Below are 20,614 nucleotides of genomic sequence, written 5' to 3' on the forward strand. Positions count from 1 at the left end.
GCTGGCTTGAAGTGGTGGTGCTCACGGCATCGCCTTGCGTGCGGTCGCGAACCTCGGCCTGTTGTTGAGGTCGGGGTGGTCGGCCGCGTCGGCCCAGCCCCGCTCCTCGGTGAAGATCCACGGCACCTGGCCGCCCTGCGTGTCCGCGTGCTCGATGACAACGACGCCACCGGGCCGCAGGAGGCGGTGTGCGGTGCGCTCGATGCCGCGGATCAGGTCGAGGCCGTCCTCGCCGGAGAACAGGGACAGCTCGGGGTCGTAGTCGCGGGCTTCCGGAGCGACGTACTCCCACTCGGTGAGCGGGATGTACGGCGGGTTCGAGATGAGGAGGTCGACCTGGCCTTCGAGCTCCGGAAGGGCGTCACGCGCGTCGCCCTGGGAGAGCTTGACCCTGGACCCCTCGACGTTCTTCCGCGTCCACTTCAGGGCGTCCTCGGAGAGCTCCACGGCGTGCACACGCGAGCGCGGGACCTCCTGCGCCATGGCCAGGGCGATGGCCCCTGAACCCGTGCAGAGGTCGACGATGAGCGGCTCGACGACGTCCATCGCGCGCACGGCGTCTATGGCCCAGCCGACGACCGACTCGGTCTCCGGCCGCGGCACGAAGACACCGGGGCCCACCTGGAGTTCGAGATAGCGGAAGAACGCGCGCCCGGTGATGTGCTGGAGCGGCTCGCGTGCCTCGCGGCGCGCGATCGTCTCCCAGTAGCGGGCGTCGAAGTCCGAGTCCTTGACGGAGTGCAGCTCGCCCCGCTTCACGCCGTGCACGAAGGCGGCAAGCTCCTCCGCGTCGTTGCGCGGCGAGGGCACGCCGGCGTCGGCCAGCCGCTGGGTGGCCTGAGCCACTTCCGCGAGCAGCAGGTTCACGCTGGTCCTCCGGGGGGCAGTGCGGTTGTCGGGTGCTTACGCGGCCGCGAGCTTGGCTGCGGAGTCCGCGTCGACGCAGGCCTGGATGACCGCGTCGAGGTCTCCGTCGAGCACCTGGTCCAAGTTGTACGCCTTGAAGCCGACACGGTGGTCCGAGATCCGGTTTTCCGGGAAGTTGTACGTCCGGATCTTCTCGGAGCGGTCGACGGTGCGGACCTGGCTGCGACGGGCGTCCGCGGCCTTGCTCTCCGCTTCCTCCTGAGCCGCGGCGAGGAGCCTGGAGCGCAGGATACGCATCGCCTGCTCCTTGTTCTGCAGCTGGCTCTTCTCGTTCTGGCAGGAGGCCACGACGCCGGTGGGCAGGTGCGTGATGCGCACCGCGGAGTCGGTGGTGTTGACCGACTGGCCGCCGGGGCCCGACGAGCGGTAGACGTCGATGCGCAGGTCGTTCGCGTGGATCTCGACGTCGACCTCCTCGGCCTCCGGCGTCACCAGGACGCCGGCCGCGGAGGTGTGGATACGGCCCTGGGACTCGGTGGAGGGCACGCGCTGCACGCGGTGCACGCCGCCCTCGTACTTCAGGCGGGCCCAGACGCCCTGGCCGGGCTCGGTGGCGCCGTTGCCGCCCTTGGTCTTCACGGCGACCTGGACGTCCTTGTAGCCGCCGAGCTCGGACTCGGTGGCGTCGATGATCTCGGTCTTCCAGCCCACGCGCTCCGCGTACCGCAGGTACATGCGCAGGAGGTCGCCGGCGAAGAGCGCCGACTCGTCGCCGCCCGCGCCCGCCTTGACCTCGAGGATGACGTCCTTGTCGTCGGACGGGTCGCGGGGCACCAGGAGAAGCCGCAGCTTCTCGGTGATCTCCTCGCGCTGCTTGTCCAGCTCCTTGACCTCAGCGGCGAACTCCGGGTCCTCCGCGGCCAGTTCACGGGCCGTCGCGATGTCGTCGCCGGTCTGCTTCCAGGCGCGGTACGTCGAGACGATCGGGGTCAGCTCGGCGTAGCGCTTGTTGAGCTTGCGCGCGTTGGCCTGGTCGGCGTGGACCGAGGGGTCCGCGAGCTTCGTCTCCAGATCGGCGTGCTCGCCGATCAGTTCCTCGACCGCCTCGAACATCGGGGTCTCCTGAGTTTTCTACGCGAAGGTACTGCGCAAGGGTTCTACGCGAAGGTGGCTGCTGCGATCAGACGGCAAAGCGCCGGTCCCAACCGCCCCCTCCCGGGGGCGGCCGAAGACCGGCGCAGTGGCTCGCTACTTGTTGGCTGCAGCCTTGCCGAAGCGGGCCTCGAAGCGGGCCACGCGGCCACCGGTGTCGAGGATCTTCTGCTTGCCCGTGTAGAACGGGTGGCACTCGGAGCAGACCTCGGCACGGACGCGGCCGCTGGAGATCGTGCTGCGGGTGGTGAACTCCGCGCCGCAGGTGCAGCTGACCTGGGTCTCGAAGTACTCGGGGTGGATGTCGCGCTTCAAGGTGTCTCCTAGTTTCGGGAGGGCGCCGGGTCGTACGCGCGGATTGCTCGTACGTGAACCGGGGCCGACGTACCAGTCTGCCAGGACGGGTCGCATCTGCCCAAACCGGGGTGGGTGCTGTTCTATTCCCGGCGGGCCCGCGAACCGTGCTAGTCGCTGGTCACGACGTCGCGCGCGTCGCCCTTGTCACCCGCGGACTTCTCGGTGGCGGACTTGGGGATGGGCTTGTCGGCCTTGAGCGCGTCCCAGACCTGCTGGTCGGCCTTCTCCAGGGGCAGGACGCGGTTGGGGTCCGCCGGGTCGTACTGGATGGGCATCGTGACCATCTTCATGTCGCCCGCGCCGATGCCCTTGAGGCCGCTCGCGAAGCCCGCGAGGCTCTTGACGTCGTTCAGGTCGGAGTCGGTGGTGACGGCGCTCGTCGCGTCGTTCGCGAGGTCGTAGAGCTTCTTCGGGTTGCTGAAGACGCCGACGTCCTTGACCTGGTTGATCAGGGCCTTGATGAAGGCCTGCTGGAGCTGGATGCGGCCGAGGTCGCTGCCGTCGCCGACGCCGTGCCGGGTGCGGACGAGGCCGAGGGCCTGCTCGCCGGTGAGCTGGTGCGTGCCGGCCTTGAGGTTGAGGTGGCTGTCCTTGTCGTTGATCGCCTTCTTGGTGGTGATCTCGACGCCGCCGAGGGTGTTGATGAGCTTCTTGAAGCCGGAGAAGTCCACTTCGACGTAGTGGTCCATCCGGATGCCGGACATCTTCTCCACGGTCTTGACGGCGCAGGCGGGGCCGCCGACCTCGTACGCCGTGTTGAACATCTGCCGCTGTCCGCCCGGATCGGTCTTGCCGTCGTCCGTCTTGCACTCGGGGCGGGATATGAGGGTGTCGCGGGGTATGGAGACGACGCTGGCCGTCTTGTGGCCCTTGTTCACGTGCACGATCATCGCCGTGTCCGAGCGGGCGGCGCCCTCGTCCTTGCCGTACTTGGCGTTGTCTCCGGAGCGGGAGTCCGAGCCGAGGACGAGGATGTCCTGCGAGCCGTTGTCGACGTTCTCGGGGCGGTCCGTGCCGAGCGCGGCGTTGATGTCGACGCCCTTGATGTTGCCGTTGAGCTTGAAGTACACGAAGCCGAGGCCCGCACCGCCGAGTACGACCACCGATGCCGCGGTCCACGCGGTGACGACGAGGACCTTGCTGCGCTTCTCGCGCGGCTTACGACGCCGACCGCCACCACCTCGGGAGCGTTTCGGTGCCGCCGTATCCGCCGCGGGTGCGCTCTCGTCGGTCATGGGCTCCTCAGTCCTCGTCCGGGTCGGGTCCCCCTGCTTTCAGGGTCAGGCGCGGTTTGTCGTCACTTGTCAGACGTGGAAACCGAAAGAAGGGTTGCACAGCGCTTTGTGAGCGCCCCGGCGCACGCTCGTGACGCATCGTGCACTCCTTCCCCGTTCTTCCGGCTTCTCACCTGCGGTTTCTCCGGCCCCGGGGCTACTGCCCGTGACCGTAAGAATCTCTTAGGGGTGTGGCCAAGGTCATTCAGCGCCCCTTGCGCGCCCCCTGGGCGCAAAAGGGCCGCCCCCGTCGGATGACGGGGGCGGCCCTTTGTGTACGTACGGCCCGTGAGGACTAGTCGTTGCCGTTGCCCGGCGTCGGCGTCGTCTTCGCGATCTGCATGAGGAACTCGGCGTTCGACTTCGTCTGCTTCATCTTGTCGAGGAGCAGCTCGATGGCCTGCTGCGAGTCGAGGGCGTGCAGCACCCGGCGCAGCTTCCAGACGATGGCGAGCTCTTCGCTGTTGAGCAGGATCTCTTCCTTGCGGGTGGAGGACGCGTCCACGTCCACCGCCGGGAAGATGCGCTTGTCGGAGAGCTTCCGGTCGAGCTTGAGCTCCATGTTGCCGGTGCCCTTGAACTCCTCGAAGATCACCTCGTCCATGCGCGAACCGGTGTCGACGAGCGCGGTGGCGAGGATGGTCAGCGAGCCGCCGTCCTCGATGTTGCGCGCCGCACCGAAGAAGCGCTTCGGCGGGTAGAGCGCGGTCGAGTCGACACCACCGGACAGGATGCGGCCGGAGGCCGGGGCCGCCAGGTTGTACGCACGGCCCAGGCGGGTGATCGAGTCGAGCAGCACGACCACGTCGTGACCCAGCTCCACGAGGCGCTTGGCGCGCTCGATGGCCAGCTCGGCGACCGTGGTGTGGTCCTCGGCGGGACGGTCGAAGGTCGAGGAGATGACCTCGCCCTTCACCGACCGCTGCATGTCGGTGACCTCTTCCGGACGCTCGTCGACCAGGACGACCATCAGGTGGCACTCGGGGCTGTTCGTGGTGATCGCGTTCGCGACCGCCTGCATGATCATGGTCTTGCCGGTCTTCGGCGGGGCCACGATCAGGCCGCGCTGGCCCTTACCGATCGGCGACACGAGGTCGATGATGCGGGTGGTGAGCACACCCGGGTCGGTCTCCAGACGGAGCCGGTCCTGCGGGTAAAGGGGCGTCAGCTTGTTGAACTCCGGTCGCCCGCGCCCGGATTCGGCCGCCATGCCGTTCGCCGAGTCGAGGCGCACGAGCGCGTTGAACTTCTCGCGGCGCTCGCCGTCCTTGGGCTGACGGACGGCGCCGGTGACGTGGTCACCCTTGCGCAGACCGTTCTTGCGGACCTGGGCGAGTGACACGTACACGTCGTTCGGACCCGGGAGGTAACCCGAGGTGCGGATGAACGCGTAGTTGTCGAGGATGTCCAGGATGCCCGCGACGGGGATCAGTACGTCGTCGTCGGCGACCTGCGGCTCGTTGGCGCCGCCGAACTCGTCGCGGCCACGACGCCCACGGCGGTCGCGGTAACGGCCACGGCGCCCGCGGCGGCCACCGGCCTCGTCGTCGAAGTCGTCCTGCGGCCCGTTGTCCCGCTGGTCGCGCTGGTCGCGCTGCTGACGGTCCTGGCGGTCGCCGCGGTCCTGGCGGTCCTGACGGCCGCCGCCCTGCTGACGGTTGCCACCCTGCTGCTCGTCGCCCTTGTTGCCACGGCGGTCGCGGTCGCGGCCTCGGCCCTGGCGGTCACGGCGCTCGCGGCGGCCGTCGGCGTTGTTGTCACCGGAGCCGTCGCCCTTGGCCTCGGACTGCGTGTCCGTCTTGGCCTCGCTCTTGTCGTTCTTGGCGTCGCTCTTCGGCTCGCTCTTCGCCTCGGCGGTGACCGTCTCGGGGCTGCCCGCGTCGGCGGTGGCACGGCGACGGCCGCGACGCTCGCCCTTGTCGGCACCCGCGGGCTGGCCCGGGATGTCGATCTGCTGCTGGGCGGCCTCATCGGCCTTGGCGCCGGCCGGCTCGGCCTTGTCGGCCTTGCTCGCCTTGGCGGTCTTCTCCGTGCTCGCCGCGGTCTCCTCGCCCGTCCGGGCCTTCGAGGTCGCGCGGCGCTTGGGCTTGGTCTCGGCGTCCGAGGACGGCGCGGCGCTCTTCGCGGGGGCACCGCCCCCGGCCTGCGCCTCCTTGATGACCTCGATCAGCTGGCTCTTGCGCATGCGCGCAGTGCCCTTGATACCGAGGCCGGATGCGACCTGCTGCAGTTCCGCCAGCACCATGCCATCGAGGCCGGTGCCGCGGCGCCGCCGGGATCCGGCCGAAGCACCGGTGGCAGGCGCCGCAGAGGCGTCCGTGGCGGGCGTGTCGGCAGTCACGCCCATCAGATCGGTGGTGTCGCTCACGAAGGGTCCTTCCCTGGAGCGGACGTCGGCCTGTCTGGCTCGGCGACCGGTTGTGCTGTCCGGAGGTCCTTTGGTGTGTGGACCGTGCCGGGGCGGTGGTCCGCCAACGCGCGGCGGAAGAATTCACTGGTGATGGCGAGTCCCGGTGAGGTGCCACTGAAGTGCGGTGTCACTCGGCTCGGTCACGCCGGTTCCGGAGCGTGCTCGGCACCGCTCAGTGCGGGGCACAGAGCAGTTTGGGAGGCTCCCGGAAGGATGGATGTCCCGGACGGGGACACGAAGCACCTCGCCATGGTGGGGTCGGGTGCAGACTTGAGGTTAACACTACCGGATCCAACAAACATTCCCCCTCTCTCATCCGGCTACCAGGTGTCAGGGAGCAAGCGGCAGCACGCTCGCACCGGTCGCGTCGAGCGCCAGGCGATTGGCCGCCCAGCCCTCTCCCGCAAGGCGTGCGACCTTGTCCGCCGCACTCTCATCGGCCAGCGCGAGGACCGTGGGTCCCGCGCCGGAGATCATCGCCGGTACTCCGTCCGTGCGCAGGCGCTCGACCAGTGCGGCGCTCTCGGGCATGGCGGGTGCGCGGTACTCCTGGTGGAGCCGGTCCTCGGTGGCGGGGAGCAGCAGCTCGGGGCGCCTGGTCAGGGCCTCGACGAGCAGTGCGGCGCGGCCCGCGTTGGCGGCGGCGTCGACATGCGGGACGGTGCGCGGGAGCAGTCCGCGCGCGGTCTCGGTGAGGACGGGCTTCGCCGGCACGAAGACCACCGGAACGATGGAATCCGCCGGGTCCATCCTGATCGCGCGTGCCGCTCCCCCCTCCATCCAGGAGAGCGTGAAGCCGCCGAGCAGACAGGCGGCGACGTTGTCGGGGTGGCCCTCGATCTCGGTGGCGAGCTCCAACAGGGCGTTGTCGTCGAGCCGGGCGTCGCCGCCTATCGTCACGGCGCGCGCGGCGACGATGCCCGCGCAGATGGCGGCGGACGACGAGCCGAGGCCCCGGCCGTGCGGAATGCGGTTGGCACAGACGATTTCGAGCCCGCGCGGCTGACCGCCGAGCAGGTCGAAGGCGGTGCGCAGGGAACGTACCAACAGATGCGACTCGTCGCGTGGGAGCGTCTCGCTGCCCTCACCTGCGATGTCGATGTTCAGTCCGGTGTCGGCCACCCGCACGACGACGTCGTCGTACAGACCCAGCGACAGGCCGAGGGCGTCGAAGCCCGGGCCGAGGTTGGCGCTGGTGGCGGGGACGCGCACCCGGACGGCGGCGGCGCGGAACGCGGGACCGGCCATCGCTCGATGACTCTCCTTGAGCTGCGATCTTTTGAGGACTTGCCACGTGATGAGGCACTACCCGAAGGCCGCTCTGCGGCAGCACCGCGGCATATGCGGCGGGGCGGGTTCGGTACAGCCTATCGAAGGAAGGTTCTGTGGCGACATAGGGCGCACAGGAGGCGCACGATGCGTGTCGTAAGCCCCCTGTGCACCCCCTATACGGAGTTGCGGGTTTTCCGGACGGATATGCCCGCCCCGCGGCCCGCGGTAACGCGGACCGGCGTGATCAGGCCAGACCGAGGCGCTCGGCCGCGGCGGCCGAGTCGACCGGGACCGTGACCGGCTGCGGTGCGCCCGCGACGGCCCAGTCCGGGTCCTTGAGGCCGTTACCGGTGACGGTGCAGACGATGCGCTGCCCCTTGTCGACCTTGCCCTGCTCGGCCGCCTTCAGCAGACCGGCGACCGAAGCGGCCGACGCCGGCTCGACGAAGACACCCTCCTGGGACGCCAACAGCTTGTAGGCGCGCAGGATCTCACGGTCCGTCACCTCGTCGATGAAGCCGTCCGACTCGTCGCGCGCGTCGAGGGCGTGCTGCCACGACGCGGGGTTGCCGATGCGAATCGCGGTGGCGATCGTCGACGGGTCCTTGACGATCTCGCCGCGCACGATGGGCGCGGAGCCGGAGGCCTGGAAGCCCCACATGCGGGGAGTGCGCGACGAGATCGAGTCGGCGGCGTACTCCTTGTAGCCCTTCCAATAGGCCGTGATGTTGCCCGCGTTGCCCACCGGGAGCACGTGGATGTCGGGGGCGTCACCGAGCGCGTCGACGATCTCGAACGAGGCCGTCTTCTGGCCCTCGATGCGGAACGGGTTGACCGAATTGACCAGCGCCACCGGGTAGTTCTCGGAGAGGGCGCGGGCGAGGTTCAGGCAGTCGTCGAAGTTGCCGTCGACCTGGAGGATCTTCGAGCCGTAGACGAGCGCCTGGCCCATCTTGCCGAGCGCGATCTTGCCCTGCGGCACGAGGACCGCGCAGACCATGCCCGCGCGCACCGCATAGGCGGCGGCCGAGGCCGAGGTGTTGCCGGTGGAGGCGCAGATGACGGCCTTGGCGCCCTCCTCCTTGGCCTTGGTGATCGCCATCGTCATGCCGCGGTCCTTGAAGGACCCGGTCGGGTTGGCGCCCTCGACCTTGAGATGGACCTCGCAGCCCGTGCGCTCGGAGAGCACCTGCGCGGGTACGAGCGGCGTGCCGCCCTCGCGAAGCGTCACGACCGGCGTCGTGCCGGAGACCGGAAGACGGTCCCGGTACTCCTCGATGATTCCGCGCCACTGGTGGGTCATTGCTGGTTACTCTCCTTCAACCCGCATGATGCTGGCGACACCACGCACGGTGTCGAGGTTCCGCAGCGCCTCGACGGTGCCGGTGAGGGCGGCGTCGGGCGCGCGGTGGGTGACGACGACGAGAGAGGCCTCGCCGTCCTTGCCCGTCTGACGGACCGTATCGATCGATACGCCGTGCTCGGCGAAGACCGTCGCGACCTGGGCGAGAACACCCGGCTTGTCGGCCACGTCGAGGCTGATGTGGTAGCGCGTGACGACCTCGCCCATGGAACTCACGGGCAGCTGGGTGTACGCGGATTCGCCGGGCCCGGTGGCTTCGCCGAGCTTGTTCCGGCAGACGGCGACGAGGTCGCCGAGCACGGCCGACGCGGTGGGGGAACCACCCGCGCCGGGACCGTAGAACATGAGCTGACCCGCGGCCTCCGCTTCCACGAAGACGGCGTTGTACGCCTCGCGCACCGAGGCCAGCGGATGGCTGAGCGGAATCATCGCGGGGTGCACGCGCGCGGTGACGGAGCCGCCGTGGGCGGCCCGCTCACAGATGGCGAGCAGCTTGATGGTGCAGCCCATGCGCTTCGCGGACGCGAAGTCGGCGGCGGTCACCTCGGTCATGCCCTCGCGGTAGACGTCGTCGAGACGCACGCGCGTGTGGAAGGCGATGCCGGCGAGGATCGCGGCCTTGGCCGCGGCGTCGAAGCCTTCGACGTCGGCGGTCGGGTCGGCTTCCGCGTACCCGAGGGCGGTGGCCTCGTCGAGGGCTTCCTGATAGCCGGCACCGGTGGTGTCCATGGCATCGAGGATGAAGTTGGTGGTCCCGTTCACGATCCCCAGGACACGATTGACCTTGTCCCCGACCAGCGACTCGCGAAGCGGCCGGATCAGCGGAATCGCACCGGCGACGGCAGCCTCGTAGTAGAGATCCCGGCCGTGCTCCTCGGCGGCGGCGTGCAGCGCGGCGCCGTCCTGCGCGATGAGCGCCTTGTTGGCGGAGACGACGGACGCGCCGTGCGCGAAGGCGGTGGTGATGAGGGCCCTGGCGGGCTCGATGCCCCCGATGACCTCGACGACGACATCAATGTCACCACGTTTGACCAGCGCGGTCGCGTCCGTGGTGACGAGTGAGGGGTCGATTCCGTCCCGCACCTTCGACGGCCTGCGGACGGCCACCCCGGCGAGCTCCACCGGGGCACCGATCCGGGCCGTGAGGTCGTCGGCGTGCGTCGTCATGATGCGCGCCACCTCTGAGCCGACAACCCCACAGCCCAGCAGCGCCACCTTCAGCGGACGCGTACGCATCATCCGACCTCACTTCTCATACATCTACGATGGGACCAGTCTCACCCACCCGTCGGCAGTTTCTATGCCCTGTCCGAATGGTGAGACATCTATTTCACAGACCGATACATCATCGATCGCTGTTTCCAGGCCGATATTTCCTCAGCCGACATCAAGTCGCAGGAGATCTTCCTCCGTCTCGCGGCGGACGATGACCCGCGCCTCACCCTCTCGCACGGCGACGACCGGCGGGCGCAGGGCGTGGTTGTAATTGCTCGCCATGGAACGGCAGTACGCGCCGGTCGCGGGCACGGCGATCAGATCACCGGGTGCGATGTCGGCGGGCAGGAACGCGTCCTTCACCACGATGTCCCCGCTCTCGCAGTGCTTGCCGACGACGCGCACGAGCATGGGCTCCGCGTCGGACTCCCGCGACACGAGGGCCACGCTGTACTCGGCGTCATAGAGAGCCGTACGGATGTTGTCGGACATGCCGCCGTCGACGGAGACGTACGTACGCAGTCCTTCGAGCGGCTTGATGGTGCCGACCTCGTACAGGGTGAAGGCGGTCGGCCCGACGATGGCGCGGCCGGGCTCGACGGAGATGCGCGGCGTCCGGAGGTTCGCGGCCTCGCACTCACGCGTGACGATCTCGCCGAGCGCCTTGGCGATCTCGTGCGGCTCGCGGGGGTCGTCCTCGGGGGTGTAGGCGATGCCGAGTCCGCCGCCGAGGTCGATCTCGGGAAGCTCGACGCCGTGCTCATCACGAATCTCGGCGAGCAACTGGACCACGCGCCGGGCGGAGACCTCGAACCCGGCCATGTCGAAGATCTGCGACCCGATGTGCGAGTGCACGCCGATGAGCTCGAGTCCATCGAGCTGGAGTGCCCGCCGCACCGCCTCGGCGGCCTGTCCCCCCGCCAGCGCGATGCCGAACTTCTGGTCCTCGTGAGCGGTGGCGATGAACTCGTGCGTGTGGGCCTCGACGCCGACGGTCACGCGGATCTGCACGCGCTGACGGACACCGAGCCGGTCGGCGATGTGGGCGACGCGCACGATCTCCTGGAAGGAGTCGAGCACGATGCGCCCCACGCCGGCCTCGACGGCCCGCTCGATCTCTTCCTCGGTCTTGTTGTTGCCGTGGAAGGCGATGCGGTCGGCGGGCATGCCGGCAGCGAGGGCGGTGGCGAGTTCGCCGCCGCTGCACACGTCCAGGTTGAGCCCTTCCTCGTGCAGCCACTTCACGATCGCCCGCGAGAGGAAGGCCTTCCCGGCGTAGAAGACATCGGCGTCGGCCCCGAAGGCGCCGCGCCAGGCGTGGCAGCGGGCGCGGAAGTCGGCCTCGTCGAGGAAGTAGGCGGGGGTGCCGAACTCCTCGGCGAGCCGGGTCACGGGGATCCCGCCGACGGTGACGACACCGTCCGCGTCACGCCCGACGGTCTGCGCCCAGACCTTCGGATCGAGGGAGTTCAGGTCGGCGGCCGGGGCGGTGTAGTGCCCTTCGGGCAGTACGTCGGCGTGGCGGGGCCCGGCGGGGTGTGCGGAACGGCTCATGTCGCGGTCGTCTCTCTCACTTCGGTCACGTACGTCACGTAAGCCACTCCGGTCGTGTCAGTCACGTCCATCGCGTCCTCACGTGTCACAAGTACTCGGGGGCGCTGATGCCGAGCAGGGACAGGCCGCCTGCGAGCACCGTCCCGGCGGCTTCGGCGAGCGCGAGCCGGGCACGGTGGGCGGCCGAGGGTTTCTCGTCCCCGAGCGGCAGCACGCCGGGCTGAAAGGCGAGGAAGGCATCGGCGACGACGACCAGATGCCGGGCGAGCCGATCGGGCGCGCGGTGCCGGGCGGCGGCGGCCAGGATGCGGGGGTAGTCGGCAAGCGCATCAAGCAGCGCACGCGCTTCACCCCCCGCGACGCCCCCGACCTCGGAGCCGAAGCCGAGCCCGCCTGCGTTACGGCTGAGCGCACGGACCCGGGAGTAGGCGTACCGCACACGGAAGAGGGGGTTACTCGCCCGCTGGACGAGGTGCTCACCACTGATGCGGACGCGGTCGTGAGCGGCGGGGAAGAGAAGGGCCCAACGGGCGGCGTCGGGGCCCAGGGGGGTGGGGGTGGAGGGGGCGGGGAGGGGGTGGAGGGGTGTGGGGGTGGTGGCGGGGAGCATCCCGTGGGCGTCGATGTGTACGCCGAGGGTGGCCCATTCGGGGTCGGGGGCTTCGTCGCAGGTGAGGCGGACGGTGGTGCCCTGGGAGAGGAGGATGCGGCGGACGGCGTCGGCTAGGACGGCGGCGCGGATTTCTTGGGGGATGTGGAGGTGGGCGTGGCCGGGGGTGGCGTGGCCAGGGGTGGCGGGGCCGGGGCTGGCGTGGCCGTGGCCGGCGGGGCCGGGGGTGGCGGGGCCGTGGCCGGCGGGGCCGTGGCCGGCGTCGCCGGGGGTGGCGGGGCCGGGGTGGGTATCGCTGGGGCTGGCTTGTTCGAGGTGGGTGCCTCCCGGGCTGGCGTGACCAGGGTCGGCGTGTCCGGGGGTGGCATCACCGGGGCGGACGTGACCAGAGTCGGCGTGCCCGGGGCGGACGTGGCCGTAGGAGGCGCCTTGCGTGAGGACGTCGCGTACGAGGGCGGCGGAGTCGCTGCCGGGGTTCCGCGGGTCGCTGCGCTCCAGGGTGATGTTGAGGAAGCCGGGCCCGGTGATGTCGACGACGGCGATGCCGGGCTCGCCGGTGAGCCGCGGGGAGAGCACTTCGGCGACTTGCCGGGGAGGCCGCCCGGCGGCGCGGGCGACCTGCAGGGCGACGTTCGTGGCGTAGTCCCCGCACCCACCGGGCCGAGGACGCTCAACGACGACCCGCTCCGCCACGCCCACGTCCCCAAGGCCACTGAGCTCCCCGTCATCGACGGCGCGACGCATGGCGCGCAGCACGGTGCGGGAGAGCTCGACGGGGGTCACGGGACAAGCGTATGGGAGGAGGGGGGTGGGCACGCGACCTGGTTTCCCGATGGTCCGGGATGTGGACGCCGGGCCCGGATTCAGCGCCGGGGCGGGCGCAGACACGGCGAGGCCCCGGTCCGGCCCCGCCCTGCCGAGCGGCCCGGCAGGCAGGGCGACGCCCCGGTCACCCCGCAGGGCGCCAAGCAGCCCGGCATGGCGGTGACGGGTACGGCTTCGGTCGCGGGGGATGGCAGGCAGAGCGCGGGCGGGGTCAGGCGCCGGGGCGGCCGGCGCGCTCGGCTTCTCCGGCGGCCCCGGACTCACCCCCGAGGGCGCCATGCCCCCCGTCACCACCACCACTGCCGTGTTCTCTCAACTGCCTTACGATCCCCAGCAGTTCGGCAGGTTCGAAAGGCTTGGCGAGGAAGGCGTCCACGCCGACCTCAAGCCCGCCGGCCACCTCGTACTGGGTGCACGCACTGACAATGACGATGGGCAGATCCCGGGTCCGCGGATCGGAGCGCAGCCGAGCGGCGGTACGCAGACCGTCGAGGCGGGGCATCACCACGTCCAGGGTGACGACATCGGGTCTGACCTGGTTCACCACGTCCAGGCATTCGGCACCATCAGCCGCGGTCACGACCTCGAAGCCCTCCAGCTCGAGGTTGACCCTGATCAGCTGCCGGATGACCTTGTTGTCGTCCACAACAAGCACGCGGCCTGACACGCCTGACACAACTCGAGAGTAGGTCCGCCCCCGCCACCGCGTCCGGGTTTTCCCCACTTCCACCCCCTGCGGGGGAACGCGCGACGGAGCCAAGGGTGACGTCTGGGACGCAGGGTGCGGATGCATCCGCTCCCACGGCCCCGGAGTGCGGAAATACCTGTTCATAGGGAGCCGTTCAGAGCTGGTAGGGTTCTACACGTCGCGGCGCAACCCGCATCGACACGCCCCCGTAGCTCAGGGGATAGAGCAACGGCCTCCGGAGCCGTGTGCGCAGGTTCGAATCCTGCCGGGGGCACCTTGCAGAAGGTGCCCAAGACCCCGTCACCAGCGGAAACGCTGAGGCCGGGGTCTTCGCGTATGTGCAGGCAGATGCAGCACGAAGCGTAGACCGGACCCGTGCGCAGATGCTCGCCACGCTCGACGGCGCTCGGAGCGACCTCGCGCGCTTACTGGCTGCGGAAGGGGCCCGGAGAGGCGACCCAATCGGCTGAGTTCATGGACTGAGCGCACAGAACTGCGAGGCCCCTGAACCGGCTTCGTCCGGCCCGTTGTCCGGCGCGAGCGGCCCGCCGGAGCCGGCGGGCCGCTCGCGTCAGGGTGTCAGCCGATGAGGCCGACGGAGACCAGGCCGCCTCCGGCAGCGATCGCGTAGGCGATCCCCCGCTGCCATCGAGTCACCGCTCCCGGGCGCCCCGACGTCGCCAGCACCATGACGGAGTTGGCGGCGAAGGCCGGGAGCAGGATGCCGAACAGCGCGAAGGTACCGACGGCGGGCAGGGTCAGTTCCACGCGCGTCGTCACCGCGGCGACCACCATGGCGACAGCGGCCACCGCGTACAAGACCCCCGACACATGTGTGATGTCGTCCCGCTTCTGCGGAGCGGGCCCCCGGTTCTTGTAGTGGTTCCAATGACGCCGCTCCGTACCGAACCGGGCCAGCGCCATGACCACCACCTCGACCACCAGGGCGATCACTGCGACATGCTCGATCGTCATTGCCCTCACCTCACTTTGAGCAGGCGCTGGAGATCGCGCTGATGCCGATGAACGCCTTCACGGCCTCGCGCTCCTTGGAGCCGACGTGCTTGCCGTTGACGAAGCGCCAGATGATGTTGGCGGTCTTCTTCGCTCCGTACCTCTTGAAGAGCGCCACGGCCCGGGCCACCTTGATGCTGGACCCGGCCGGCACGAAGGAGATGAAAACGGCGGCGACGGCCGCCCCGCACTTGACCGCGAACTTGGTCGTGTCCCACCATCCGCGCAGCGCTATGCCGTTCTGCTTCCCCGTGGCATCGACAGCGCCGACACCGGCGCCGGTGTCGAGCTGGGCCAGGGCAGCGTTGCGTACCTCCTCATTGGTCAGGAGGGGCCGGAGTGCGGCCTGGGCCTCGGTGTCCTCCGGGTACGCCGTCCGCACGATCTGCTCGGCGCTCGGCTTGGCGGGCAGGTTCGCCAAGCGCTTCTGGACGTCCTCGGCGTTGGGGGCAGGCCTGGTGAGAGAGACGTTGATGGCGGCCGCGAACTGCTCCTCGGTCACACCGAGTTCGGCTATCCCCTTCGCGATCGCGGCGGCCTGTTCCTGCTCTTCCGACGTGAAACCGGTGGAGGCAGGGGGCTCCGGGGCCAACTGCGCCGCGTGGGCGCCCGTGCCGGCGGCGAGGATGGCCCCCGCGGTGACTGCCGCTACGAGCATGCCGTTGGCGCGGGTCAATGCGCGGTACGGCCGGGTGGTGCTGGTGGTCATGTGGGGACTGCTCCATATCTGAGACACGCATCTGGGCACCGTTCCCCCACCCCTGACCGCAGTCAGGGGCGTCGCACCCAGTTGATCATCGTCAATGTGATCATTTGTGCCCCACCGACGCTGTGCCGGAAGCCACAATTCCGGCTCACCATTTCCTCAAATGTCGCTATTGGCCAGGCAGGCCGCTGGTGCACAATCCGGTCAACCTGTGCGCAGCAGCGTCGACGTCATCGGCCTGTTCATCCCGGTCTTCGGCGGCACCGATGAGTCTCGTCGGCTGCGGGGGTCTGTACTAGCGACGTTGGCGTTACGTGATCAGCCGCACGCTAGGAGAGCGTCATGACCGTCACCTACACCTTTGATGTCTTCAGCAGCCTCGACGGCTACGGTGCCGCCAGTGGTGACTGGACCGGCTACTGGGGCAAGCAGGGGCCCGAGCTTCTCGATCATCGGCTTGCCCTGTACAGCCAGGAACAGCGGATGGTTTTCGGGGCCAACACCTATCGGGCGTTCGCGCAGATGCTGGCTTCGAGCACCGCCGATTCCGATGTGCGTGACCCGTGGGTCACGCGGATGCGGAACCTGCCGACCACCGTGGTGTCGAAGACGTTGGAAGGGCCACTCGACTGGCCGGACGCGGACCTCGCGAACGGTGACGCCGTCGATGTCGTCGCCCGGCTCAAGAAGGAGTCCGACGTGCCGCTGCGCTCGCACGGCAGCCTGTCCATGAACCGGGCGCTGCTGGCCGCCGGTCTGGTCGACCGCGTCCAGGTGACGCTCTTCCCCGTGATCACCGGCCGGACCGGGCTCGACCCGATCTTCCGGGGCTCCGCCGACTTCGACCTCGAGCTGATCGACCGCACGACCCTCGACGGTCACATTCAGGAACTCATCTACCGGCCCGTCCTTCACTCGGCCTGACGCCGGCGGATCGGCGGCACCTCGTACGTCCCGTCGAAGACCGCTGCGTGCGGCGTGTACATCCGCAGGATGGGGCGGAAGTTCCCGCCGGGGGTGGGCAGCCAGTTGGCGGCCGTCTTGTCGTCGGCGGGGCGCTGCGGCTGGAGGCGCAGGGTGAGGGAGCCGTCATCGTCGTAGCTCAGGCCCGGGGTGCGGTCGCCGATGGAGTAACGGGCTACGGGGTTATCGACCAGGTAGTAGTCCGGCAGGTCGTACATCGTGATCGACCAGAACGCGTCCACCGGCGGCGGCTTCTCGAAGCGCAGGGTGTAGGACTGGCCGCCGTCCAGGGGCCGGCCGTCGCCGTCGTCATACGTCATCGCGTACGCGGCCTCGTAGCCGTGGTTGCCCCAGAGCGCGGTGCGGGCCGAGGTGGCGCGCACCATGCGGCCCAACTCCCGGTCCGTGTAGATCCATTGGGGGTCCTTGTGCGTGCCGACCTCGAAGTGGTCGGCGTTGTAATCGAAGGCGTGGTACGTCAGCTTCCAGCCGTTCTGCTCGGGGATGTCCCCCTGCATCGAGGCGGACTCGACCTTCTCCTTGCCCGCGGCGAATCCCGCGCGCAGCGCATTGGCCAGGTCGGGCTCGGGTGACGCGTAGGGGCTCTGCGCGTCCAGCAGGCCCAGCGGGGCGAACCGCTGCTGATACGCGAGGTCGGCCGGCGCGGGCGGGAAGGCGGCCATGCGGGCCCGCAGCTTCTCGTAGAAGAGCAGCTCCGGTTCGCCTTCGGGGATGTACGTGTGGGTCGGCAGCCCGTGGGACTCCCCGGATGCCGTCCAGTACGGCTCCAGGTGGGTGTCCTCCTGCAGTGCCTGCACCGCCGCGACGTCGTCCGGGCCCGCGCAGGCCCACCGGCCGACGATCGTCGCCACCTCGGTCGGCACGGCGATGCGGGTGGCGCCCAGGGGGACCTCCTCGTCCCAGCCGGGCGGGGTGAGCAGGAAGCTGGCCGCGCCGGTGCCGGTCGCGCGGCGGCCCACGTACGCGAAGTTGTTGGTCCAGGCGTCGACGAACTGCAGGACGTAGTAGCGGCCGTCCGTGTCCGGCACCGTCAGGAGCTGGGCGCCGCCGGAGAGGTCCAGCTGGGCCAGCGAGTAGATGGTGTCGTTGTTGACGCTCACGAAGGTGTCGTCCGGGCCCGCGAGCCGGCTCGCGTGGCTGAACTCGTTGAACGGCGCGGGGGAGAGCGTGCCCATGCCCGTGCGGGAGACGCGGTCGACTTCGTCGAGGTTGAGCACCATCGGGTAGCCGTAGATGTACGCCTCGGCCGCCAGCGCCTGGAGATCGGTCGTGCCGTCGGTCATGCCCGCCGCCTTCGTGTGATCAAGCTCGTTCGTCGTCGTTCGTGGTCGTTCGTGGTCGTGGTCGCTATGCGTTCTTCGCGATCGTGATCAAGGCTCTACGGACATCGTCGGGGCGTCGTGTCCCTCATGCCACTCATGCGGCGCGTGCGGCGTGGCGTGCGCCCTCATGCCTCCGGTGTGGCCGGGGGTGCCTGATCGCCGTAGCGGCGTTCGAACTTGGCGACCTGGCCTTCGGAGTCCACGACTCGGGCGCGGCCCGTGTTGAAGGGGTGGCTCTCGGAGGAGATCTCCACCTCCACCAGCGGGTACGTCTCGCCGTCGTCCCACTCGATGGTCTGGTCGCTCTCCGCGGTGGAACGGGTGAGGAAGGCGTAGCCCGCCGAGCGGTCCCGGAAGACGACGGGCCGGTAGTTGCTGTCCTTGTCCTTGGTCATGGCTCCAGGTTCCCCGCGTACGTGCGTGGGGGCGAGCCTGGGGGCGCCACGTGGGTTGCGTCCGTCGCTTGAACCGTCATCCCCCTGTGCCCGTCGGCGCCCCGCCTCCTGTGCCTGAGCGGACAGGCCTTTCCCGCCCACCCGCCCGATTGCCCCGCAGCCTCCCCTGACCGAACAAGCCTTTCCCACCCACCCACCCGATTGCCCCGGGGTGCCACCGGGGGGGGCGGACAGGAAGGGGTGGGTGGGCGACGTCCAGCCCGGTGACGGGTGAGTGAGCTACCCACTAGCCCGACGGTGCATTGCGACCTTCACCACGGCAGCTCGACTCTCGCGCACCGGTAGTCGGCAACTCACGCGAGGGGACGTGCCGGTATGTCTGCCCGGAGCACGGTTCGCGGCACTCCGGGAGCGAAGTAGCCCCGCGGCCACCGGACGATAGCGAGGACGGACATACCGGCGCGGCCCCGCACCCAAAGGCGGACCAACTCCGCAGCCGCACGCACCCGCAGCCGGCACTGAGACGCGAGAGGACGCTTCAGGTGCCGGGCCTTGCACCCGCCACCCACCCGCTCTAAGCCGTCGTTCGCTTCTTTGCTGTCTTCTTTGCTGCCGGCTTCTTCGTCGTCGACTTCTTCGCCTGCGTCGTCTTCTTCGCCGTCGACTTCTTGCCGCCGACCTCCTTCGGCGTCGTCTTCGCCGCCGCCCGCTTGTGGGCGCCCCGCTTCAGCGGGGTCACCTTCGCCGGCGCCCCGCCCCCGTTCCCGCTCCCGCTCCCGCCCCCCGCAGCCGCGCGCACGCTCTTCTCCAGTGCCGCCATCAGGTCGATCACCTTGCCCCCGCCGGAGTCCCCGTCAGCAGCCGGCTCCGTCGGGAGCGTGCCCTCCGCCTTGGCGGTGATGAGTTGCTCCACCGCCGCGCGGTAGTCGTCGTGGAGGGTGGAGACGTCGACCTCCCCCAGCGTGTCCATCAGGGCGTCCGCCAAGTCCAGCTCAGCGTCCCGCACCGTGGCCCTGGCGTCCGGAGCCGCGTCCTCCGGGGAGCGGATCTCGTCCGGCCACAGCAGACCGTGCATCGCGATCACGTCGTCCACCACCCTGAGCATCCCCAGCCGCTCCCGGCCCCGCAGCGCGTACCTGGCGACCGCCACCTTCCGGCTCCGCTTCAGCGCCTCCCGCAGGAGCGTGTACGGCTTCGCCGCGGGCACTCCATTGGCCGACAAGTAGTACGCCGTGTCCATCTGCATGGGATCGACCGCGTCCGCGGGCACGAAGGCGACGATCTCGATCGTCTTGGCCGTCGGGATCGGCAGTGCGGCCAGATCCTCGTCCGTGATCGGGATGATCGTGCCGTCCGCGTCCTCGTACCCCTTGCCGATCTCCGCGGACGTCACCTCCCGCTCCTCCAGCTCGCACACCTTGCGGTAGCGGACCCGGCCGCCGTCCTCCACGTGGATCTGCCGGAAGGACACCGAGTGGTTCTCGGTGGCGTTCATGAGCTTGATCGGGATGCTGACCAAGCCGAAGGAGATCGCACCGTTCCATATGGATCGCACGTCAGGCACCTCTCAGCAGCCGAGCACCGTTTCAGGGTGGTTCGTCCCTATTCGTGGGAGTCTCATCGTATGACGCCGATCACCGAGGTGGAGGGGCGACGGCTTTCCCTCAGCAATCTCGACAAGGTCCTCTACTCCGCGTCCGGCTTCACCAAGGGCGAGATGCTGCACTACTACGCCAGCACGGCCGAGGCCCTTCTCCCCCATCTCCGCAACCGCCCCCTCTCCTTTCTGCGCTTCCCGGACGGGCCGGACGGCCAGCGCTTCTTCGCCAAGAACGTGCCCCCGGGCACCCCCGACTGGGTGCATACCGCCGACGTGCCGCGCTCGGACGGGGACACCCGGCAGATCGTCGTGAACGACCTGGCCTCGCTGATGTGGGCGGGCAACCTCGTGACCGAGTTCCACACCCCGCAGTGGCAGGAGGACGCCCCGGCCATGGCCGACCGGCTCGTGCTCGACCTGGATCCTGGCGAGCCCGCCACCATCGTCGAGTGCTGCCGGGCAGGCCTCTGGCTGCGCGAGCGCCTCCGGGCCGACGGCCTGCACGCGTATGCGAAGACCTCGGGATCCAAGGGCCTGCACCTGCTCTGCGCCCTGGAACCGACGCCCTCGGAGGACGTCACCGCGTACGCGAAGAAACTCGCCCAGGAAGCCGAGGCCGAGCTGCCCGACCTCGTCGTCCATCGGATGACCCGCAGCCTGCGCCCCGGCAAGGTCTTCGTCGATTTCAGCCAGAACGCCGCGGCGAAGACGACCGCCACCCCCTACACCCTGCGCGCCCGCCAGGAGCCGACGGTGTCCACCCCCGTGACCTGGGATGAAGTCGAGGCGTGCGACGACCCGGCACAGCTGGTCTTCCTGGCCGCCGACATCGCCGCCCGCCTCCAGCGGCACGGGGATCTGCTGGACCCACTCACCGACCCGGGGCGAGGTCGGCCACTCCCCCACAGTTAGAGCGCGATCGACAGCCAGGGCGTGACCGACAATCAGAACGTGACCGGCGTCACGTCTAATCAAGTTTGACTACCACCCGAATCGAGCATATCTT

Annotated in this window: 18 protein-coding genes and 1 tRNA gene; 3 read left to right on the plus strand and 16 right to left on the minus strand. The window is 69.4% G+C overall.

Annotation, left to right across the window (positions count from 1 at the left end; genetic code table 11):
- Positions 1-21: 21 nt before the first annotated feature.
- From prmC to ACIBCK_RS28525, 11 genes are all read right to left on the minus strand, one after another.
- Positions 22-867, minus strand: coding sequence for a peptide chain release factor N(5)-glutamine methyltransferase (prmC, locus tag ACIBCK_RS28475; protein ID WP_160507228.1), 846 nt, complete (start codon positions 865-867; stop codon positions 22-24).
- A 36-nt stretch (positions 868-903) separates the two neighbouring features.
- Complete coding sequence (gene prfA, locus ACIBCK_RS28480; RefSeq protein WP_365820548.1) at positions 904-1,980, minus strand: peptide chain release factor 1; 1,077 nt, start codon at positions 1,978-1,980, stop codon at positions 904-906.
- A gap of 135 nt (positions 1,981-2,115) precedes the next feature.
- On the minus strand, positions 2,116-2,334 hold the full coding sequence (rpmE, locus tag ACIBCK_RS28485; protein ID WP_367044975.1) for a 50S ribosomal protein L31: 219 nt from the start codon (positions 2,332-2,334) through the stop codon (positions 2,116-2,118).
- Positions 2,335-2,483: 149 nt separating this feature from the next.
- Positions 2,484-3,611, minus strand: a complete 1,128-nt coding sequence (locus ACIBCK_RS28490; protein ID WP_399394790.1) for an LCP family protein — start codon at positions 3,609-3,611, stop codon at positions 2,484-2,486.
- Positions 3,612-3,945: 334 nt separating this feature from the next.
- The gene (gene rho / locus ACIBCK_RS28495; protein WP_399394792.1) at positions 3,946-6,018 is read right to left on the minus strand and encodes a transcription termination factor Rho; all 2,073 of its coding nucleotides are present in this window, start codon (positions 6,016-6,018) and stop codon (positions 3,946-3,948) included.
- A 372-nt stretch (positions 6,019-6,390) separates the two neighbouring features.
- Positions 6,391-7,308 carry a homoserine kinase gene (gene thrB / locus ACIBCK_RS28500; protein WP_399394794.1) on the minus strand — a complete coding sequence of 306 codons (918 nt, stop codon included), beginning with the start codon at positions 7,306-7,308 and terminating at the stop codon, positions 6,391-6,393.
- A 268-nt stretch (positions 7,309-7,576) separates the two neighbouring features.
- Positions 7,577-8,635, minus strand: coding sequence for a threonine synthase (gene thrC / locus ACIBCK_RS28505; RefSeq protein ID WP_399394796.1), 1,059 nt, complete (start codon positions 8,633-8,635; stop codon positions 7,577-7,579).
- A 6-nt stretch (positions 8,636-8,641) separates the two neighbouring features.
- Positions 8,642-9,934, minus strand: a complete 1,293-nt coding sequence (locus tag ACIBCK_RS28510; RefSeq protein ID WP_399394798.1) for a homoserine dehydrogenase — start codon at positions 9,932-9,934, stop codon at positions 8,642-8,644.
- A 138-nt stretch (positions 9,935-10,072) separates the two neighbouring features.
- On the minus strand, positions 10,073-11,464 hold the full coding sequence (lysA, locus tag ACIBCK_RS28515) for a diaminopimelate decarboxylase (protein ID WP_399394799.1): 1,392 nt from the start codon (positions 11,462-11,464) through the stop codon (positions 10,073-10,075).
- 85 nt (positions 11,465-11,549) lie between these two features.
- The gene (gene nrtL / locus ACIBCK_RS28520; protein ID WP_399394801.1) at positions 11,550-12,857 is read right to left on the minus strand and encodes an ArgS-related anticodon-binding protein NrtL; all 1,308 of its coding nucleotides are present in this window, start codon (positions 12,855-12,857) and stop codon (positions 11,550-11,552) included.
- Positions 12,858-13,110: 253 nt separating this feature from the next.
- Positions 13,111-13,629: a PleD family two-component system response regulator gene (locus tag ACIBCK_RS28525; RefSeq protein ID WP_399394803.1), complete on the minus strand. Its 519-nt coding sequence runs from the start codon at positions 13,627-13,629 to the stop codon at positions 13,111-13,113.
- 160 nt (positions 13,630-13,789) lie between these two features.
- On the opposite strand from ACIBCK_RS28525, the gene ACIBCK_RS28530 reads away from it, so the two are divergent.
- Positions 13,790-13,861, plus strand: a tRNA-Arg gene (locus ACIBCK_RS28530).
- A gap of 305 nt (positions 13,862-14,166) precedes the next feature.
- Here the strand turns inward: ACIBCK_RS28530 and ACIBCK_RS28535 are convergent.
- Together ACIBCK_RS28535 and ACIBCK_RS28540 are read right to left on the minus strand one after the other, a co-directional pair.
- Entirely contained in the window at positions 14,167-14,562 is a 396-nt protein-coding gene (locus ACIBCK_RS28535) for a hypothetical protein (RefSeq protein ID WP_399394804.1), read from the minus strand.
- Between the two features lie 10 nt (positions 14,563-14,572).
- Entirely contained in the window at positions 14,573-15,310 is a 738-nt protein-coding gene (locus ACIBCK_RS28540) for a hypothetical protein (RefSeq protein WP_399394805.1), read from the minus strand.
- A 339-nt stretch (positions 15,311-15,649) separates the two neighbouring features.
- Between ACIBCK_RS28540 and ACIBCK_RS28545 the strand changes: the two genes are divergently transcribed.
- Positions 15,650-16,231, plus strand: coding sequence for a dihydrofolate reductase family protein (locus ACIBCK_RS28545; RefSeq protein WP_399394807.1), 582 nt, complete (start codon positions 15,650-15,652; stop codon positions 16,229-16,231).
- On the opposite strand, the gene ACIBCK_RS28550 is transcribed toward ACIBCK_RS28545, so the two are convergent.
- The 3 genes from ACIBCK_RS28550 to ACIBCK_RS28560 all read right to left on the minus strand — a co-directional run bounded on the left by ACIBCK_RS28550 (position 16,219) and on the right by ACIBCK_RS28560 (position 19,563).
- Positions 16,219-17,574: a DUF1254 domain-containing protein gene (locus ACIBCK_RS28550; protein WP_399394808.1), complete on the minus strand. Its 1,356-nt coding sequence runs from the start codon at positions 17,572-17,574 to the stop codon at positions 16,219-16,221. The genes ACIBCK_RS28545 and ACIBCK_RS28550 overlap by 13 nt on opposite strands.
- Positions 17,575-17,738: 164 nt before the next feature.
- The gene (locus ACIBCK_RS28555) at positions 17,739-18,008 is read right to left on the minus strand and encodes a type B 50S ribosomal protein L31 (RefSeq protein ID WP_399394811.1); all 270 of its coding nucleotides are present in this window, start codon (positions 18,006-18,008) and stop codon (positions 17,739-17,741) included.
- Positions 18,009-18,582: 574 nt separating this feature from the next.
- Positions 18,583-19,563: a Ku protein gene (locus tag ACIBCK_RS28560; protein ID WP_399394813.1), complete on the minus strand. Its 981-nt coding sequence runs from the start codon at positions 19,561-19,563 to the stop codon at positions 18,583-18,585.
- Positions 19,564-19,632: 69 nt separating this feature from the next.
- On the opposite strand from ACIBCK_RS28560, the gene ligD reads away from it, so the two are divergent.
- Positions 19,633-20,520, plus strand: coding sequence for a non-homologous end-joining DNA ligase (gene ligD / locus ACIBCK_RS28565; protein ID WP_399394815.1), 888 nt, complete (start codon positions 19,633-19,635; stop codon positions 20,518-20,520).
- Positions 20,521-20,614 lie beyond the last annotated feature (94 nt).

This window comes from Streptomyces sp. NPDC051218 (genome assembly GCF_044455475.1).
Taxonomy (GTDB): domain Bacteria; phylum Actinomycetota; class Actinomycetes; order Streptomycetales; family Streptomycetaceae; genus Streptomyces.

Bases quoted from the DNA above. Each gene is read 5' to 3' on its own strand.
- prfA (WP_365820548.1), bottom strand. From the start codon at position 1,980: ATGTTCGAGGCGGTCGAGGAACTGATCGGCGAGCACGCCGATCTGGAG.
- ACIBCK_RS28490 (WP_399394790.1), bottom strand. From the start codon at position 3,611: ATGACCGACGAGAGCGCACCCGCGGCGGATACGGCGGCACCGAAACGC.
- thrB (WP_399394794.1), bottom strand. From the start codon at position 7,308: ATGGCCGGTCCCGCGTTCCGCGCCGCCGCCGTCCGGGTGCGCGTCCCC.
- thrC (WP_399394796.1), bottom strand. From the start codon at position 8,635: ATGACCCACCAGTGGCGCGGAATCATCGAGGAGTACCGGGACCGTCTT.
- ACIBCK_RS28510 (WP_399394798.1), bottom strand. From the start codon at position 9,934: ATGATGCGTACGCGTCCGCTGAAGGTGGCGCTGCTGGGCTGTGGGGTT.
- lysA (WP_399394799.1), bottom strand. From the start codon at position 11,464: ATGAGCCGTTCCGCACACCCCGCCGGGCCCCGCCACGCCGACGTACTG.
- ACIBCK_RS28535 (WP_399394804.1), bottom strand. From the start codon at position 14,562: ATGACGATCGAGCATGTCGCAGTGATCGCCCTGGTGGTCGAGGTGGTG.
- ACIBCK_RS28540 (WP_399394805.1), bottom strand. From the start codon at position 15,310: ATGACCACCAGCACCACCCGGCCGTACCGCGCATTGACCCGCGCCAAC.
- ACIBCK_RS28545 (WP_399394807.1), top strand. From the start codon at position 15,650: ATGACCGTCACCTACACCTTTGATGTCTTCAGCAGCCTCGACGGCTAC.
- ACIBCK_RS28550 (WP_399394808.1), bottom strand. From the start codon at position 17,574: ATGACCGACGGCACGACCGATCTCCAGGCGCTGGCGGCCGAGGCGTAC.
- ACIBCK_RS28555 (WP_399394811.1), bottom strand. From the start codon at position 18,008: ATGACCAAGGACAAGGACAGCAACTACCGGCCCGTCGTCTTCCGGGAC.
- ligD (WP_399394815.1), top strand. From the start codon at position 19,633: ATGACGCCGATCACCGAGGTGGAGGGGCGACGGCTTTCCCTCAGCAAT.